At 40.8% G+C, this 18,872-nt stretch carries 11 protein-coding genes; 4 read left to right on the top strand and 7 right to left on the bottom strand.

Annotated elements, in window-relative coordinates; genetic code table 11:
* Positions 1-135: 135 nt before the first annotated feature.
* Entirely contained in the window at positions 136-2,694 is a 2,559-nt protein-coding gene (locus tag CLI64_RS04920) for a penicillin acylase family protein (protein ID WP_374703955.1), read from the bottom strand.
* A 475-nt stretch (positions 2,695-3,169) separates the two neighbouring features.
* Here CLI64_RS04920 and CLI64_RS04915 point away from each other — a divergent pair, with 475 nt between their 5' ends.
* Together CLI64_RS04915 and CLI64_RS04910 are read left to right on the top strand one after the other, a co-directional pair.
* Complete coding sequence (locus tag CLI64_RS04915; protein WP_103136173.1) at positions 3,170-6,277, top strand: plasmid replication protein, CyRepA1 family; 3,108 nt, start codon at positions 3,170-3,172, stop codon at positions 6,275-6,277.
* 230 nt (positions 6,278-6,507) lie between these two features.
* Positions 6,508-7,182, top strand: a complete 675-nt coding sequence (locus tag CLI64_RS04910) for a rhomboid family intramembrane serine protease (RefSeq protein WP_103136172.1) — start codon at positions 6,508-6,510, stop codon at positions 7,180-7,182.
* A 117-nt stretch (positions 7,183-7,299) separates the two neighbouring features.
* Here the strand turns inward: CLI64_RS04910 and CLI64_RS04905 are convergent, their stop codons facing one another.
* The 5 genes from CLI64_RS04905 to CLI64_RS04885 all read right to left on the bottom strand — a co-directional run bounded on the left by CLI64_RS04905 (position 7,300) and on the right by CLI64_RS04885 (position 14,287).
* Positions 7,300-9,477 (bottom strand): tyrosine-protein kinase domain-containing protein, encoded by a 2,178-nt coding sequence (locus tag CLI64_RS04905; protein ID WP_103136171.1) that lies wholly within the window; start codon positions 9,475-9,477, stop codon positions 7,300-7,302.
* A 170-nt stretch (positions 9,478-9,647) separates the two neighbouring features.
* Positions 9,648-10,979 (bottom strand): polysaccharide biosynthesis/export family protein, encoded by a 1,332-nt coding sequence (locus tag CLI64_RS04900; RefSeq protein WP_103136170.1) that lies wholly within the window; start codon positions 10,977-10,979, stop codon positions 9,648-9,650.
* A 61-nt stretch (positions 10,980-11,040) separates the two neighbouring features.
* Positions 11,041-11,772 carry a cyanoexosortase B system-associated protein gene (locus tag CLI64_RS04895; protein WP_103136169.1) on the bottom strand — a complete coding sequence of 244 codons (732 nt, stop codon included), beginning with the start codon at positions 11,770-11,772 and terminating at the stop codon, positions 11,041-11,043.
* Between the two features lie 328 nt (positions 11,773-12,100).
* Entirely contained in the window at positions 12,101-13,009 is a 909-nt protein-coding gene (gene crtB / locus CLI64_RS04890) for a cyanoexosortase B (RefSeq protein ID WP_103136168.1), read from the bottom strand.
* 120 nt (positions 13,010-13,129) lie between these two features.
* Positions 13,130-14,287, bottom strand: a complete 1,158-nt coding sequence (locus CLI64_RS04885) for a DegT/DnrJ/EryC1/StrS aminotransferase family protein (protein WP_103136167.1) — start codon at positions 14,285-14,287, stop codon at positions 13,130-13,132.
* A gap of 751 nt (positions 14,288-15,038) precedes the next feature.
* On the opposite strand from CLI64_RS04885, the gene CLI64_RS04880 reads away from it, so the two are divergent.
* Positions 15,039-16,595: a GAF domain-containing sensor histidine kinase gene (locus tag CLI64_RS04880; RefSeq protein WP_103140595.1), complete on the top strand. Its 1,557-nt coding sequence runs from the start codon at positions 15,039-15,041 to the stop codon at positions 16,593-16,595.
* 243 nt (positions 16,596-16,838) lie between these two features.
* A complete protein-coding gene (locus CLI64_RS04875) occupies positions 16,839-18,260 on the top strand; it encodes an IctB family putative bicarbonate transporter (RefSeq protein WP_103136166.1) in 1,422 nt (473 codons plus the stop codon).
* A gap of 211 nt (positions 18,261-18,471) precedes the next feature.
* Here the strand turns inward: CLI64_RS04875 and CLI64_RS04870 are convergent, their stop codons facing one another.
* Entirely contained in the window at positions 18,472-18,756 is a 285-nt protein-coding gene (locus CLI64_RS04870; protein WP_103136165.1) for a WGxxGxxG family protein, read from the bottom strand.
* Positions 18,757-18,872: the final 116 nt, after the last annotated feature.

Genomic DNA, 18,872 nt, shown 5'->3' with positions numbered 1-18,872 from the left:
TAGCCCTGTTACTTTATACTTCATTCTTTTTCAGAGGTGTATGAAATTACACTGAAATAGAAAAAAGTTAAATTAGATATACATCTTCCGTGATAGTTTTTCCGTAGACGATAGAAAAAACTTTACTCACGGAAATTAATCGCTGGATTTTGGTGTTAATCTCAATGTTGCTGTCGCTTGCGCTGCCACAGTTTTCTGCTCCCAAAGCATGGGATGATATTTAAGGTTGCGCCAAGGCTCAATCATATCAGCATAATGTTTATGGAAAGCGTGACCAGACTGTCCAGGCGTATGAATAGCTAAGGAATTATCCAAATTACTTAAATCGACAATCATGCGTAGTGAAGGAATATCAGTCACTTCAAAGGATTCATTCGCTCGCCAACGGTTAGCATTCACTGTTTCACCGTTTCCTGCTGTACTGAAAGCACCGCGATTAAATATAGATTCAATCAAAGCCACACCAGATTTTCCCAAGGTGGCGTTACGAAATGTAATGGTGTGTAATTTACCCCAATTCCAAGCTTGGGGATTTTTCCCTTGAATAGTTTCTAATTCCTCTACAGCTTCTGTAAAAGCCTGTCGGAAAATTTGATCACGGGTTTCTACCTGGGCAGTTTTAGTATTATCCCACCATTGACTATCAGGTTTTTGGATGAGATTTTGCAACACAGCATACCAGCGATCGCCCCCACTAGGAAAGTAGTCTAGAGGTAATTGATCATGAAAAGTTGCAGCTAACAAATGTTTATAAAATACTTCAAATAAAGCTGCCGCAGATGATGTTATTTCTAGTTGGAAGTTCCAGCTTTGTAACAGTTTTTGAGCAGATTTTAATCTAGAATCATCAAAAGTCAGATTTTGCAGCAATGGCACTAAATTACGGGCATTTAAATTGAGATTGTCACCCTGAATTTTCTCCACATCTTGTACAGCAATCGGCTGATTTTGTTTTTCGATCATCTCCACAATGCGCTGGGCGCGATAGCCATAAACCCAATCTGTGGTAATTACATAAGGATATTCTTGAGCAACTAAATTATTAGCAGTAGCTATATAACCTTGGGGCGGATTAAAGCTATAAGGTAACTTTTCAAAGTCTATATAACCTTGCCATTCATATTCATCAGTCCAACCAGGAACAGGGTAGCGTCCATTTCCTTGAGTGCGAATGGGAAATTTTCCTGGCATTTGATAACCGATATTACCATCAACATCAGCATAGACTAAATTTTGTGCAGGCACATCAAAATTACTAGCAGCAGCACGGAATTCCTGCCAATTTTGAGCGCGATTCATTTGCGGAATTGAGTAGACTAATTTTGTCGGTTCTAATGCTGTCCACCGCAAAGCGACAACATAATTTTGGGGTAATTTGATTGCTTGATGAAACTGTTTTAAATTAGGTGCAACATCAGAAAGAATCGGCCCATGTCTGGTGTAGCGGACTGTATGAACAAGGGGTTGACTACCAGCAATTTGAATAGTCTCTGGTACGAGGTTTATATCTACCCACTGGCCATTAACTTCATATTGATTGGGGTTATCAGGGTTGATTTTCTCTATATATAGATCCATCACATCGGATTGTACATTAGTCACACCCCAAGCAATGCGATCGCTATGTCCGACAATTACCCCCAACATCCCCGCAAAGGAAAACCCCATCACATTGTAAGGACATTCAGCATTTTTAGTGGTGCAATGTAAACCCATTTCATACCAAATTGAAGGCATTTGCACCGCTAAATGGGGATCATTCGCCAAAATCGGTTTACCTGTCTTTGTGCGCTTCCCAGCAATTACCCAATTATTTGAACCAATACCAACTCCCGTTTCCCCAATGAGTTTTTCTAGTGCCAACATTGGTTGAGTCATGGCTTCTAAAGTCGGCGCAATTTCTGAGACATCAGTAATTACAGGTTTGTAAGTTAATTCTGGGGTAGTTTTTCCTGTTTGCCACTCCGGCAAAATCACAGGCAAATCTTGGGGGTAGGCGGGAAAAAGTTCTTCGACTTGTTCAGGTGTGAGGGTTTTTAGTAAGATGGTACGCTCAATTTCGTTTTGAAAATTTCTGCCTAAATCGTAAGCCATCACCTTACCCCAAGTCAGGGAATGGAGAATTTCCCAAGGTGCGACTTGATAACCAGGATTGAGTAATTTTAATACCGCATATTCTAAACTTAATGCACTGCCTTGATGGGTTTGCAGGTAGGCATTTACACCATCAGCATAGGCTTGCAAATCAGCTTTCATCTGTGCATCCATTGACTGGATTTCTTGTTGCGCTACCCTTGCCCAGCCTAGAGTTCGCAGATATTTATCTGTATCTAATTGCGAAGCACCAAACATTTCTGCTAATCTACCAGAACCAATATGCCGCCAAAAATCCATTTGCCAAAATCTGTCTTGGGCATGGATGTAACCCTGCGCCATAAATAAGTCGTGGGAGTTAGCTGCATAAATATGAGGTACACCCCATTGATCCCGTTGCACTCTCACTTCTGCTTTTATACCAGAAATGGCGATCGCTCCATTTTCTACAGGAAAAGAACGCCGAATTGTATAACCCAAAAAAGATACTAACAATAACCCCAGCACTAACACTAAAACAACAAATATTTTCAGTAATTTAGATAACCGACGTTTGCGGATGTTTTTCATGTCTGGGTTGTTAGTAAAATCCTGCGACATTATACCGTTTGTCGTTGCTCATTTTTGCTGTTGATTTTTGAGTAAGATATATGACTTAGCTAATTTAATAATACTGACAATAAAATAGCTTTCTGATATCAATTCCTGTTGAATTCTCTGATTTTTCCTCAGTATATTGATATATTTTCTTGTATCTGAAGAATATATATAGTAATGGCGATCGCTTATCTAAATATCTTGACAAACTTTGATTGACAAAGCTTAGAAGTTTGTGCTACTCAAATATCCAATGTAATAATACTGAAAAATATAATTTAATAGTAATAATTAATACAATACAGGCTTATTACTTCAGCACCACATTCTCACAAAATGCCTCAGTATGTGAATCACCGATGTATTTCGGGCAACGAAGTAATAAAAATAGCATCAAATACTTATAAAAATCGCTAAGAAAAAACAAGAAAGGCGTGCTAAGTTTTAAATCCATCCTTATTCCGTTCGCGGTTGCCCCATGTATCTGCCAGACTTACATCCACAACACCTTGAAGAATTAGTCAAGCGTAGTGGTATAGATTTAGACTTGACACAACTAAATTTCCAGTCTCTCCAAGGCGCAGCAGCCTACGAATATCTCTTAATTTCCGAACATCTCCCCCGCACGAACACAGGAATGGTGACAAGTGGTTGGTTACAACGCTACAGTCATGTCACCGCAGGTGGTTGGTGGTGTTCCGGTTTAGATCCTCTCCATCATTGGAAAGCAATGGAGTGGGGTTGTTTTAAACCCAACCAACCACGCACCAATCAAAATGGTAAAACCATCAAATACGAACATCCCCCCAGCACACCTACCAGGATATTTTGTCTGAGGGTGACAGGGAATATTTGGCAGCAAGTCTCCCAACGTTACAATATTGCCATGCCTAGCCATACCACCAGCAATGAACAAGGTGAAGCCGTCGGGTTTTGGCAATGGGTATTAGAAAATCAAATACCCATCATCATCTGTGAAGGAGTCAAAAAAGCCGCCACCCTCTTAACGCAAGGCTATGCAGCCATAGCTGTACCAGGAATTACTAGTGGCTATCGGGTTGTCAAAGATAAATTTGGCAAAGTTATCAACCGTCAACTGATTCCCGATTTAAATGTATTTGCACAGATGCAACGAACTGTATATATTTGTTTTGATTTTGAGACTCAACCGCAAAAAGTAGCAGCCGTTAGCAATGCAATTACCCAATTAGGTTGTTTATTTCAAGAACAAAAATGTCCCGTCAAAGTTATTACCCTGCCGGGGCCAGAAAAAGGCGTTGATGATTTGATCATAGCTAAAGGTGCGATCGCCTTTGAAAAAGCCTATCGTCGGAGTCTAGATTTAGAAATTTATCTCGCTGAAATTAAACCCCATACAGAACTAACTATTCCCCCTGCTTTAACTATCAACCGTCCCTACTTAGGCGAAATAGCTTTTCCTACCTCTGGACTAGTGGGAGTCAAATCAGCTAAAGGTACAGGTAAAACTACTGCATTACAAACAGTAGTCCAACAAGCTAAAACTAGAAATCAACCCGTATTATTAATCACTCATCGGATTCAATTAGGCAAATTCCTATGTGAAAAAGTCGGGATAAAATGGGGATTAGGTAATCATGAAAATCTCGCAAGTAATTATGATGATTTATCTCCTCAAAATCATTCTTTAGGTTTATGTATCGATTCTATTTGGAAGCTTGACCCAGAAAACTGGCAAGGTGGCATCATAATTTTAGATGAAGTAGAGCAATCTTTATGGCATTTGCTCAATAGCAGCACTTGCAAACATAAGCGTGTCAAAATTTTAAAATTGTTCCAGGAATTAATTGCTACTGTCTTATCAACTGGCGGTTTAGTGATTGCCCAAGATGCCGATTTATCAGATGTTTCCTTAGATTATTTACAAAGTTTAGCAGGCTGTAAAATCATACCCTGGATATTAGTTAATCAATGGCAACCCCAACGTGGTTGGGATGTGACATTTTATGATTCTCCTAATCCCATACCATTAATTCAGCAATTAGAGTTAGATTTATTAGCAGGGCGTAAATGTTATGTCACTACTGATAGCCGTGCTGGTAGATATAGTTGCGAAACTATTGAGCGTTATCTCAAAGAACGTTTAGAAAAACTGCGCTATCAGTTTCCTAAAACTTTAGTAATTAATAGCCAAACAACTAATACACCAGGTCATGCGGCTGTTGATTTTGTCCCAGCCATCAATCAAAAAATTACTGAATATGCAACTGTATTTGTTACCCCCAGTTTAGGAACAGGTATTAGTATTGATGTCCAACATTTTGATAGAGTCTATGGCATTTTTCAAGGAGTAATTCCTGATGCAGAAGCACGACAAGCATTAGCTAGAGTTAGAGATAATGTACCGCGTATTGTTTGGTGTGCTAAACGGGGAATTGGTTTAATTGGTAGTGGTAGTACCAACTATCGTTTATTGTCCAATTGGTATCAAGAAAATCAAAAAGAAAACCTCGCCTTACTTAGCCCTTTACACAAAATAGATGTTGATTTACCTCTAGTTTATGACCCTGTACATTTGCGTACCTGGGCTAAATTATCAGCCAGAGTCAATGCTTCTCTTCGCCTCTATCGCCAAGCCATGCAAGAAGGCTTAACTAACGATGGTCATCAAATCCGACTCAGAAGTAATGCAATTCATAATAATATAGTTAGAGATTTAAGGTTAGCTTTCTTAGCAACTGATCCTCAAGATTTAGCCACTCGTAGAAGATTAGTTTTAGAAATTGTTAAAGTGCAGAAGGAGTGGACAGAAAAACGCCAAAAAGGTAAAGAAATTAAGCGTCAAATTAGAAAAATCAAACAAGAGAATCAACTAGCAGCCGCAATTAATGTCGCCAATGCTAAAGATATTGATTATGTAGAGCATGAGCAGCTAGCTTCCCAACATTCTCTAACTGATGCCGAACGCTATCAAATTCAAAAATATCATCTCAGACAACGCTACGGTATTCCTGTCACCCCATTATTAAAAATTAAGGATGATCAAGGATACTATTCTCAATTATTAATTCACTATTATCTAACCCATGAAAGTGAATACTTCCATCTTAGAGACCAACAAGAATGGTATCAACAATTGTCATTAGGTGATGGCAAAGTTTTCCTCCCAGATTTAAAAACCTACACAGTGAAAATAGAGGCGATGAGAGCCTTGGGAATGTTGCAATTTCTTGAAAGTGATGCCAAATTTACAGAGGATGACCCGAAGTTAATCTGGTTGAAAGATATAGTATTTCAACACAGTAAGCATATCAAAAGAGTATTAGGTATTGACTTTACCAGAGTGAAAAATAGTATCACAGGGATAAAAATCCTTAGTCGGCTGTTAAACTTGTTGGGGTTGAAATTACAGCGTATCCATGATTTTTATCAAATTGACATAGATACCCTGAATGATGGTAGAGAGCAAATATTTACAATCTGGCATCAACGAGATGAATTGATATTAGCTCACACCAGACAAATAGGAAATAACCACACCGATAACTTCGCTAATTGGCAACAACCAAAAGTCGTAAGTTCTCCTGTTTCGGTGATGTATAAGTAGAACAAGGTAAATAATGACAGGTTTGTAGTGTACCCCTCTGGAGAAGCAAGCTACGCGAACAGAAAAGGACTAAAGTCCTTACTACGAACTTAATCCTAATTGTGGTGTAGGAGTTGCAATCATTTTCACCTATGTGTATTTATCTGGAAAATGCGCTAATGACAGTGTGGTAATACATAGGCTCTGAATTCGAGTTATATTGCAATTAGTAACCATTAGGAAAAACACCTGTGTTTCCACTCTACGACGACAACCCCACCCGCATCACACCGTATTTTACTTACGGTTTAATTGGGATGAACGTTCTAATTTTCCTGCATGAATTGAGTTTGTCGAATGAGCAGTTGAATCTTTTTTTTAATCAATATGCAGTAGTCCCACAAGAATTAACCACTAATTTAGCTGGGGAGTGGACAACTTTATTTACCTCCCAATTTTTACACGGGGGGTGGTGGCACTTAATTTCTAATATGGTTTTTCTTTGGGTATTTGGTAATAATATTGAAGACCGTCTTGGTCATTTCAAATACCTCATTTTTTATTTAGCTTGTGGTGCTTTAGCTGCTGCGTGTCAGTGGTTCATTGGGATGTCTTCAACTATCCCGTCCTTGGGGGCTAGCGGTGCAATTTCGGGAGTATTAGGTGCGTATCTCATCCGCTTTCCCCATGCTAGAGTAACAACTTTGCTTTTCTTAGGTTTTTTCGTCACTACAATCAGCATTCCAGCCATGATACTGATTGGGGTTTTCTTTGTTCAAAATGTCATTTCTGGACTAGTTAGCCTACAAGCTGCGGCCAATATGAGTGTTGAAACAGGCGGAGTTGCTTACTGGGCGCACATTGGTGGCTTTGTGTTTGGGATGATTCTCGCACCTTTATTTGGGCTATTTAAACGTGATTATTGAGAAAAAGACAAAAGGTAAAAGGCAAAAGTAAAAAGGTAAAAGTTTTGTACTTTTTATTTTCGCCTTTTTTAATCCCTAATGACTAATGACTAATGACTAATGACTAATGACTATTGACTATTGACTATTTGCACCAACAGAAACTTCTGTTGCTTCATCTTGAATTTCAGGTTCTTCTATAGATACAGATTCCACTGAAGGAGGTAGGGAAATAGTGATGTCAGCACCGTTGATAATAGTTCCTACTAAACCCAGTTCAGCTTCTACTAATTGATCAACTGCTTCACCTAACATATTTTCTTGGGTGTAGTTAGGTCTTGCTACTAAGACCATGCCATCACTATAGGGTTGAATTAAGAGGGCATCATTAGATAAACTCAGGGGATGAGTGTCTAAGATAACCAAATCGTAGCGTTCCCTTACATCCTCCATCAGCCGCCGGATTTCACTCGATTCTAAGACAGCCGCAGATTGGCGTACAGGGCCAGGACTGGGAATGATGTAGAGGTTTTCCACATCGGGGACTAGACGGATACATTCGCTTAAGCTGCCGTAATAACGCAGAGGTTCTAGATTGGCATCGGGGTCTGGGTTGACTCTGAGTGATAAACAGCGTGAAGGCGATCGCAAATCTGTTTCAATGATCAAAGTTCTCTTTCCTGCGCGCGCTGCCGCAATCCCCAGGTTGTAAGCACTAGTAGTTTTACCCTCGTTGCTGCTGGTGCTAGTAATTAATACTACTTTCAAGTTCTTCCCACCAAAGCGGCGCAGGTTACTACGTAGCTTTTCATAAAACTCTAAATATACAGACTCAGCAGATAACACTACGGGTATACCTTCTGGTGGTAAATCATCCACAGGCATTAAAGGTATTTCTCCCAGTAAGGCAACTTCCCGTTGTTTGAGACTGTCGCGGATATCTTCTCTGGTGCGGAATGTGCCTTCGAGAGAACCCAATAAGAAAATAATCCCTCCGCCAACGACAAAACCCAAGAACCCACCCACAGCTAAGGTTAAAACTACACTCTTAGGTTTCTTGGCATCAGCTATTACAGTGATGGCTCTGGCAATACTAAAACTACTGACTGTTTCAGCTTCGGCTGTTCTAGCATCAGTCAATTTAGCCTGCATTTGATCAAACACAGCCTTTTTGAGTGCCACTTCCTGTTCTAAGCGCGATCGCTCTAACTGTTTGTTAGGTATTTGGGAATACTCCTGACGCAGTTGCAGTTCTTCGCGGACTTGTTGTGCTAATTGTTGTTGTAGGGTTTCCCGTTGGGTTTGCAAAGCCACCATCTGGTTTGCCAACAGTTGTCTTGCCGGATCAAGGTTACTTTGAGCGCGAATACCTGTGATATTTCCCGCCAAAGGTGCGGCTGTGCCGTCCCCACCAACCACCTCTGCGGCTCGTTGTTGCAGTAACTCCTCAGTGGCTTGTTTTTGCCGCATTAACTGGATCATAGTCGGATGTTCCGGCCGCAGATCCTTACGCAGCAGAGCTATTTGTGACTCAGTTTGATAAAGTTGTGTCCGTAAATCACGAAGAATCGGGTCAGCACTTAAAGCCGAGGACACATAAGCCTGATTAACATTTAACCCTAACTTCTCTTGGAGACTACGAATTTGGGCATCAATCCCAGTAATGGTTTGTTGAATGACTCGTTGTTGGTTTTGACTGTTGGTGACAGCATTTAATAAACTGCCGTTTTCTGCTGCTAATATGGCGGGACGTTCCCGGCGGTCATATATTTCTAGTTTCTGTTCAGCTGCTTGTAGCTCTCCTTTAGCCTGTGGAATACGTTCATTAACTTTTTCAATAATGGCTCTTAAACGCGTTGTATTAACATCGCTACTGTACTGGATCATTCCATCCATTAACGCCTTGACCACTTCTTGAGCGCGTTTAGGGTCAGTATCTCGATACTTAAGTTCAATGATATTCGACTCTAATTTCCCAGTTCTAGAATTTCTTTTTGGTAACTTGAGGTCTACGCTACTAGCCAAAACTTTAGGTTTGATACCCATCGTTGTCGAGATGCTTTCAATTAGCTGGTCTGAGAGCAAGGAAGCTGCATCTAGTTCTTTACCCTGTTCTTGAATTTCGCTACCAGTTGTCGAAAAAGACACAGTCGGGCCGGAATAGGTTAATGCGCTGTCAGCTACGTAGGTTGGCGGTGGCTCCGGCTGGATAGCCACTACTGTTGACCCCGCCACAATTAAAGCAAAACTGGCTAGTCCAACCCATTTGTATTTTTCAAAAGCAATGATGTAACGCTTAACAATTGGTGGGGTCATAACAGAAACATAGGTAAACAGACGACAGTTAATTGAATCGGCGATCGCTAGTTGTCATTGTAGTTACTAGTTATTATTCATGATGAATGATTCTTTAGTCACCCCCGTGTTTCATTTTGCTACATTCTTGATTGTGTCTTGACAAACTAAACATATTAAAAAATGTCTCACTAATTGCCACCACCAAAATTATTAAAGAAATTGAGGAACGAACGCACGTTGAAAAATGGCTGAGTAATAGTGCTAAGGAAGTTAGTAATACGTCCAATCAGGTTGCGTCCCACAACAATCACATCATTGTCTTGCAGTGGCACATTTTGGGAAACATCACCACTCAAGGCTTTTTTCGCATCTAATGATTGAGTGACAGCTCTACCTCGTTCTGGGTCAAAGCGAATTAAAGCCATATCCCGCAGATTTGCAGTATCTAGGTTAATTCCGCCCAAAGCATCTACAAAGTTGCTACCATTAGGCAGAGTTTGTGTCACAATTCCCCCAGCTGCATAATTTAACACTCTGACTCTAATTTGTGGTGTAGCTAGGGAAGAACGAGAGACCAAAAGGCGGTCATAACCATCATCTGCACCAACTTCTCGTTTCGGCACAATAATCGCATCCCCATCTTGCAGACGTAAGCTAGGTAATGAACCATCGTTTTGCAATGTGCCGTATAAATCAATATTTTGTGCGATCGTTGAACCATCCGTCAGGCGACGACGCACCTGTATTTGACGCAAGTCAGCAGCAATACTAGAACCACCAGCCAATAACAAAGCATCAGCTACACGGGGTAAAGCAGCAGAAACATTATAAATACCTGGACGAAATACTTCCCCACTAATCGTTACCTGCACCGGACGAGGAGTAGCTAAGGATACTACCAATAAAGGATCAACTGTAATCCGGCTCAAACTCAAACGAATCTTTTCCTGCGCTTCTTCTAAACTTAAGCCTTGCACAGAAACCGTACCAACTTGCGGCACTACAATATTGCCTTCTGGACTAACCTGAGCCTGAAAACTCAAATCTGGACGCGCCGACGCTAAAGATAAAACTACAACAGGATTAATTACATAACGATTGAGCAGAGAACGAATTCTCTCTTGTGCCTCCTGTAGAGTTAAACCTTGCAGTGGCACTGTTTCTAATAGTGGAACAATGATATTACCTTCTGGATTAATTGCTGCTTGAAAGCTTAAATCTGGAAAGCGTTGCACAACCACACTAACAACGTCTCCACTTCCCAAACGATAGGGGCCAGGAGGACGTTCAAAAGTCACGTTAATGACATCCCCAGGCCCCAACAAATAACGATTGAATTGAGGTGAAATTTCATTACTACTGCTAGCTGGTGTTGTCTCCCTCTCTGGTGGTGGAGAAGGGAATTTAATTGGTAACTCCTCTGACGGTGGTATAGGTGCTTGAGCAAAAACAGGCTGAAAAATATTTAAGAAAACCCATACTTGAAAAGTTAAACAAAATAGGGCGTTAAATACACGCATATCACAGGTATGAAAAATGAACGTTACTGATTCGAGAGGAAATTGCCAGGAGTGACTATACTTATTTAGTAGTATTGAAAACCCCAGTCATTAGTGTAGATTGTACTGTTTCACCAATAGACTGTGCTAAAGGCCAAGTAGTTTCCACCTGGCCTAAAGGTTCCATAGGCACAAGAATACTGACAGCAACCCAAGGTTGACGCTGCTTTTGCCATTGTGCTAACTGATCTGCTAAAAACCAACGAAATGGAGTGTAATATCCACTACGCGGTAAAGCATACCATTGTAAAACCGCAAAAGTGTCTTGATTGGTAGAAACGCGGAAAAACTGCGCCTCTACTGTCGTTTCCGTATTTTCCCCTGGAGATGATTTTTTCACAACAAACCTAGCCGAACGTTCTTGCGCTATATCCCATTTGCCCCAGCGTCCCTTACCCCAGCCGTTAACATCTGTCCATTCAATTTCCGGTTGGTCTCTTGGGCCATTTTGTGGCAATAACAACAAAATGGCCTTGTTTTGTGTATTTTCTTGTTGAAGTACCTGCAAAGACCATTTATGTTCACCTATTTGCTGTTCTACTTGTTCAACGGTTTTCCACCCAGGCAAAGTCAAACCCTGACTACGTATCTTTTTGATTAAGTTGAGATTAGTAACAGGTGGAGGTTGTTTCCATTGCCATTTGCCTGTGATGTAACCTGGTACTGCTCCTGTTATTAGTAGTAGAAGCAACAGTAACAACACTATAAAATGAGGCAAATACCTGTATTTAAAAAGTTTAGATAGGGAAAGCATCAGTAAAAATTGCTATATTCAAGCAAAATTTTACCTGAAAAAATGACACTGTAGGTTCAGTGGAATTAAGGGTTAATAGGGATTGGGGACTGGGGACAGGGGGACTTCCAACTTAAAAAATATACTATCACTGTGTAGGCAGAGGGGCAGGGGGCAGGGAGCAGGGGGAAAAATAGCAATGTCTTCTCTCGGAAAGTGGATAATTTATTTTCTGGAAGTCCCTGGGAAAGTAGGGGAAGAAAAACTTCAATCATTACTCATTACTCATTACTCAACACTCCCTTGTCTCCCTTCCCTGATCCTTTGACTTATGACAATGAAATATTTCTTAATCAGAAGTCGCTGACTCTTCTAATTCTGGTTGAATTTCCGGTGGTGGCGAGAGTAATTGATCTAGCCAATTCAACAGAGGTACTAGAGAAAGTAACATAAGAGCTGAATATAGGTCGCCTCCCCAACTATCATGCAGCCATGTAAAAGCACCTTCTTTGCCAGTGCCGTGAAAGAAACTGAGTAAGGTGTTACGAATAATATTGGCAATGACACTGATCACAATTGCCATTGATAAAAACCAAACTGTTACCCGACGTGAAGCTAAAGCCCCTGTCCAATACAACAACATCAAACTGACATAGATGGTTGTAAAGAGCATTTTCAAGCCTGCACAATAGGGCGCAACTTCGACAATTTTTCCGCCAACGTAAATGTTAATACCGTCTACAACTACTTCCATACCAAATTGATTGAGAATGAAACCTGCTGTAGTAGCGATAAAACTCTGTAGAGGAAAAGTGTAAGGTGCTATCAGGTAAGGTACTGCTGTAGGTGTTGCCAGTAATACGAGAATCAAAGAAAATCCCTGTAATCTGATGCCGGGAAAACCTTTAAACCACAGACATAAACCTGTAAGTATGGTGGGTAAAGATAAATTAACCCACTCTGTTACTCCACTTAAGTAAAAAATTCCGCCAATTACTAATAAAAATATACCCAAAGGATGAGATTTATTAGGTAGGCGTTGCCATTGTTTGCGCTTTTGCCAACTCAAATAAGCAGCAAATGGTAGACCAATTAAACCATGACTAAAATATTCATGTTCAATACTGATAGTTTTGTGTAACCATCCATCCACCCAATGCAGTAGGATAGGCGCGTATAGCAGCACTAATATCCCAAAAATTCCTATACCTAGTAAGAGGTTTGTGTCTCTATTTTTAATTTGTTGTTGAAGTGCCATAATTATCAGCAATTCAATTGATACTTTCTTTCTCAGTATCCTAACTTGAAAGTCAGGAAATGGGAAATGGGGCATTGGGCTTGAATATTAATCTTTTCCCTAATGACTAATGACTCATGACTAATGACTATTGACTTTATTTTCAATTGTGATGCAATTGTTAATAGCTGCTACAACTTCTCTGGCTTGACTATGACTCAAGCCTGGATACATTGGTAAGGATAATATTTGTTGTGCTAGTTTTTCTGCTTGGGGAAAGTCTCCCTGTTGATAGCCTAGATAAGTAAAAGCGGGTTGGAGATGACAAGGAATTGGGTAGTGAATACCTGTTTGAATTCCTGCTTGTGTGAGTTCTGTTTGGAGTTGCTGACGATCTATGGGGCAAGTATCATCAACCTTCACGACGTAAAGATGATAAATATGACCGTCCCCACTTTGGTTTTGCATGGGAACAATACCAGCCGCCGCTAAGGATGCTAGTTCTAAGTCATATTGTTTGGCAATGGTGAGGCGATCGCGATTCCATTGTGATAAATGTGGTAACTTCGCTAGTAAAATAGCCGCTTGGATTGTGTCTAAGCGGCTATTAGTCCCCATTTCAATATGCACGTACTTTTGCGATGAACCATAATTTCTGATGCGGGCAGCTTTTTTGGCTATTTCTGCATCGCGTGTCACCAGCATTCCCCCATCTCCCAACGCCCCTAAGTTCTTGCTGGGGTAAAAACTAAAGGCTGCGGCTGTACCTACAGAACCTGCTTGATATCCGTCTCTATGGGCTAGATGTGCTTGGGCTGCATCTTCAAAAATTAATACCTTGTATGTGTCAGCAAAATCTAATAGCTGCTTGGGTGGTACCATCTGACCATACAAATGGACGGGGATAATGGCTTTAGTCTGAGGCGTGACGGCTTTGGCTGCTGCTTCTAAGTCAATTAAAGCTGTTTGGGGATCACAATCTACAAGTACAGGTTTTGCTCCCGCCTGTAGAACTCCTATCAGGGTGGCGACAAAGGTATTGACTGGTAAGATGACTTCATCCCCTGATTTGATGTTACAGGCTTGCAAACCTAAAGCGATCGCATCAGTCCCCGATGCTACTCCCACCCCATATTCTGCACCTGATGCTTGGGCAAATGCTTTTTCAAATTCTGCTACAGCTTTTCCGAGAATAAAATCTCCTTGCTGCAAAATCATCTCAACTGCTTGCTGGATTTCCTGTTTCACTACATCATGCTGCCATTTTAAATCCACAAAGGGGATGATCTGATCAGTCATTGTTAGTTCACCTCTCCATCAAATGTCACGGTTTCTTTAAAGATTTTATAGACATCACAGTAAAAATACTTGCTTACTATATAGTTTACTGGTGATTTTTTACTATAACAGTTGTCGCACACAGAGATCACCTTAGACTTTGAGCAGCAATTTATCCTGCTGGTGAATGGTGATTTACAGTTGCCAAATATCTCGTGTCAATACTTATAATTAAGCAGATTTTATTCCAGCTTTAATCTGTTATTTCACCGAGAAGAGTTATGATTACTATTTATGGTAATTCACGCGAAATTTATACAAGTAGCAATTTATTGATTCATCTAAAATTTTTCCTGAAGATAAAAAACGCTTTAATACCCCAATTGCACATTCATATTTATAAGTCACAATTCATACTTTAGTCTTGATTAAACATGGTTTGCAGTTAGTGGAAGTTATATCAATGAGTTTGGTATCATCACCATATTGATGATGAGAAAACTAATTCAATTGTGGGCTATTTACCCTCTCTGTATTCCTACGGTTAGGATACCCTGATTAAAATGTAAACTAACGCTATCTGCTAGTTGTAACTTCACAATAGATGAGTTACACAATTACGTAGATGATTTTACAGCCGAATAAAAAATTTTTGTCTTCAGTTTGTTTGTCGGCAGCTAAATTGGGGAATGCTTAAGAATAGTAAATCATAACCCAGTAAAAGTGGTTATATAAATTACAGTATCGAGCAATGATTAAGGTAGCGGTGGGAATGGTAGAGCCGGATAACAAATTATTAGTCCCTAGAGATGGTTGGGCTGCTCAAGACACAAGAGAACAGCAACGTCTCAAAGCATTGTCAGAATTAGGTTTAAGACAACCAGAAACCATACCAGTTTTTGAAGAAGCCACTCAAACGGCAGCACATTTTTTAGAAGCACCAATTTCCGTTTTAGGATTTATAGATCAAGAACGTCATTGGTTCAAATCTGCCGTCGGCTTATCCAGACTAGGTTTAATGAATAGCTTGGCGCAGAGTCGTCAGTTGTTGCGGGGCGAGTCTTTTTGTACTCAGGTGGTAGACACCCTGCAAACTATTGTAATTAATGATACGCAAAATGTTACGGATACTTTACTGTTAAACAGCAAGTTAGTGCAAGAATATGGTATCCGTGCTTATCTGGGCGCGCCATTGATTGATGCTACAGGCAATTGCTTGGGTGCATTAGCGGTCATGGATCTATTGCCCCGTAATTTTACGCATCGTGACGTTGAATTTTTACAGATTATTGCTCGTTGGAGCATGAGTGAATTTGAGCGTAACCGACTGCTGTTTTTGGGAAAAACAGAAAAGTTACCCTCAAATAATGCCAGTTCCTTGGCACTGACTGAAGAGAAGAGCGCAGTATCAAAAGCTGCATTTACTAGTTTAGAAAAAGAACCTCACGAAACTAAGCAGATAAAATTAGAACTTTTAGCCCAATTAACCCAAGAATTACGCACGCCTTTGACATCTGTATTAGGCATGGCTAGCGTTTTAGGGCGAGAGATTTACGGGCCTTTAACCAATAAACAAAGAGAATACGTAGATATCATTCAGCACAGTGGTCGTTACTTACTGTCTTTAGTGAATGAAATTACCGAACTAGGAGCGATGGATGAAAACGCTACTACCATCAATTTAGCTCCTGTAGATATAGAAATGCTGTGTCAACAGGCGATTAATACTTTAGAAGAAGTAGCTAATCGTCGTGATCAAGATATCCGTTTGTCAATCGAACCAGGACGCGGACGGATTTGGCCTTTAGACAAAGATAAAGTCCGGCAAATATTATATCACCTGATTTTTAGTGTGATTCAAATGTCTGCTACTGGGAGTATTGTTCGTATTCATGTGTCTTACAAAGAAAATACGCTCAATATTACTGTATGGGCTTCTCATCCCTGGCTAGGGGATGGGATTACGGAAGTTGATCCTTATTTCCGCCTCAATTCCCTGTCTCTGATGGAGTTGACTGGCGAAGCCGCACCCTATGGTCTGCATTTAGACAACCATGAGGAAATGACTAGTTTACCTGTGACACTGGAGAAATTGCAAACCCTAGAGAGCGATCGCAATGATATTTTGGGTACTGATTCCCAGGAGGATGTCATCCCAGGAAAAAGTAATTTATCGCGGGAAAGTTTAGGTTTATTACTGAGTCGCCAGTTAGCAGAATTACACGGTGGACAAATTGCCATCCAAGGCTCACCCCAATCGGGGCATCGTTATGTACTAACTGTACCCTTGCAAATGACTAGTTCTGCGGAAAACAACGACATTGCCTAAAAAACTATTTTGGATTTTAGATTGAAAGCCAAGATACATAGGCTATTCTAGAAGCGCAATAGTATCTATTCCAATTTGGTATAATATGACGGCAAAAGCAGAAAAAAAGTTTTTCTGGCGTTTGTCGATGCTGAAGAATTAACAATAGTTAATTATTGATGGCTGAATGACTCATCACCTAAGCCGCATTATGATCAAGTCCTAAGTGTTAATATGGCTTGCTAATTGATCATAGTGGATTTTATGAATTTAGTCTGGCAAAGGTTGACTTTATCGTATTTACCACCAAAACAATATATTTCCACTAGTTATATACATCGGTTGTTAGTGGGATTGTTGTTTTCTTGGCGGGAAGCTAGTGTGTTACTTCAGTGGGGAGATGTGATTGCAGCTGCCCTGTTGAGTCTTGTGTATGCACTTGCGCCTTTTGTGTCTAGCACTCTTGTTGGTGTATTGTTAATAGCCTGCGTAGGTTTTTGGCTATTGATGACTTTAGCTGATCAACCAACATCATTAGCTAATTCCCTGGTGACTCCAATTCATCTTTTGGTCTTGCTTTACTGGGGAGTGGCTGTAGTGGCTACAGCACTATCACCCGTCAAAAAAGCCGCAATCACAGATTTAGCGACCTTAACGCTGTATTTGTTGCTATTCGCCTTATGTGCCAGGGTATTGCGATCGCCTCGAATCCGGTCTGTAATAATTACCATCTACTTACATGCAGCACTGATTGTCAGTGTATATGGTCTGCGGCAATGGCGTTATGGTGCAGCCCAACTAGCCACTTGGGTAGATCCAGAGTCCCCCCTATCTAAAACCACTAGGGTTTATAGTTACTTAGGTAATCCTAACTTATTAGCCGGTTATCTTGTCCCGGCTGTGGTTTTTAGTCTGGTAGCTATTTTTGTTTGGCAAGGCTGGATTAAAAAGTCTTTAGCATTAACTATGCTAATTGTCAATACACTCTGCCTAGTTTTAACTTATAGCCGTGGTGGTTGGATTGGGTTACTGGTGGCAATGTTAGCGACGAGTGCTTTATTAGTCTACTGGTGGAGTATACAAATGCCCCCATTTTGGCGTACATGGTCACTGGTCATACTCTTAGGAAGTTTGTCTTTTCTATTGTTAGTCGCAGTTGTGTTTGTAGAACCAGTCCGACTGCGGGTGTTTAGCATTTTTGCCGATCGCCAAGATAGCAGTAATAACTTCCGTCGTAATGTCTGGGATGCTGTATTTGAAATGATCGGCGATCGCCCGATCATCGGTATTGGCCCAGGTCACAATTCCTTTAACAAAATCTATCCTCTCTACCAACGCCCTCGTTATAGTGCCTTGAGTGCCTATTCCATTTTCCTAGAGGTAGCTGTAGAAACTGGTTTTGTCGGTCTTGCCTGTTTTCTTTGGCTCATCATTGTCACCTTTAATACAGCCTTATTACAATTACGTCGCTTAAGGCAATCTAGTAATTTAGAAGGGTTTTGGTTAATTGGAGCGTTTGCCACTCTGTTAGGGATGCTGGCTCACGGTACAGTAGACACAATTTGGTTTCGTCCAGAAGTCAATACTCTCTGGTGGTTGATGGTAGCCTTAATTGCTAGCTACTGGACACCATTAACCCAAGACCAAGCTCAAGCAGCTAATTCGCCCCAAGCAACCGCCGACTAAAAAATATCTCAGGAGTTGGGTAAGCAGGGGAGGTTGGAGAGGAAGAATATTATTGATTATCTCCGCTCTCAGTTCATCAAACTCAGTGCTGTTAGTGGAAGTGCGGCGTTTAGTCGGTGCTGAGTATTTTTCTGACTCAATCATTTTGAAACATGAGTGGGTGGTGTTTGAACCCAGCACTCAGCACTCGTTACTCAGCACTCAGCACTTTTCATTCTCTATAGCTAGTAGCTCCAGGAGCATTAGGATCACGATAGCGAGTTGGCTCATCGTGCTGTTTTCTTCCTGCTAACCCAGCTAAACCCAACAGACCGATTAAACCCAACCAACCCCAATCGAAATCGTTACGGTCATTGTAAGTTGTGGTTCTGGGAGCATTATCCACTCTTGGATCAGTAGTATTAACTTGGGCTTGAGCAGGTAGACTTAAAGGCAAAATAGCCATACTGAGGGTTAAAAAGCCAGCCCCAACAACTGCGGTAAAATCACGTTTCATATATACCAGTCCCTCATAGCTTCCAAAGTTACCCACCACTGTAACGATTCCTCAATTTTCCAAAATCAATCTACAGCTATAAACAGGTGTTTGTAGCACTCACGCTGAAGACGTAT

It is taken from the genome of Nostoc sp. CENA543 (assembly GCF_002896875.1).
Taxonomy (GTDB): domain Bacteria; phylum Cyanobacteriota; class Cyanobacteriia; order Cyanobacteriales; family Nostocaceae; genus Trichormus.
This window is presented reverse-complemented; position numbering and strand designations above follow the sequence as displayed.

Coding starts and splice junctions, on each gene's coding strand:
- CLI64_RS04920 (WP_374703955.1), bottom strand. CDS start 2,694: ATGTCGCAGGATTTTACTAACAACCCAGACATGAAAAACATCCGCAAA.
- CLI64_RS04915 (WP_103136173.1), top strand. CDS start 3,170: ATGTATCTGCCAGACTTACATCCACAACACCTTGAAGAATTAGTCAAG.
- CLI64_RS04905 (WP_103136171.1), bottom strand. CDS start 9,477: ATGACCCCACCAATTGTTAAGCGTTACATCATTGCTTTTGAAAAATAC.
- CLI64_RS04900 (WP_103136170.1), bottom strand. CDS start 10,979: ATGCGTGTATTTAACGCCCTATTTTGTTTAACTTTTCAAGTATGGGTT.
- CLI64_RS04895 (WP_103136169.1), bottom strand. CDS start 11,772: ATGCTTTCCCTATCTAAACTTTTTAAATACAGGTATTTGCCTCATTTT.
- crtB (WP_103136168.1), bottom strand. CDS start 13,009: ATGGCACTTCAACAACAAATTAAAAATAGAGACACAAACCTCTTACTA.
- CLI64_RS04885 (WP_103136167.1), bottom strand. CDS start 14,287: ATGACTGATCAGATCATCCCCTTTGTGGATTTAAAATGGCAGCATGAT.
- CLI64_RS04880 (WP_103140595.1), top strand. CDS start 15,039: ATGGTAGAGCCGGATAACAAATTATTAGTCCCTAGAGATGGTTGGGCT.
- CLI64_RS04875 (WP_103136166.1), top strand. CDS start 16,839: ATGAATTTAGTCTGGCAAAGGTTGACTTTATCGTATTTACCACCAAAA.
- CLI64_RS04870 (WP_103136165.1), bottom strand. CDS start 18,756: ATGAAACGTGATTTTACCGCAGTTGTTGGGGCTGGCTTTTTAACCCTC.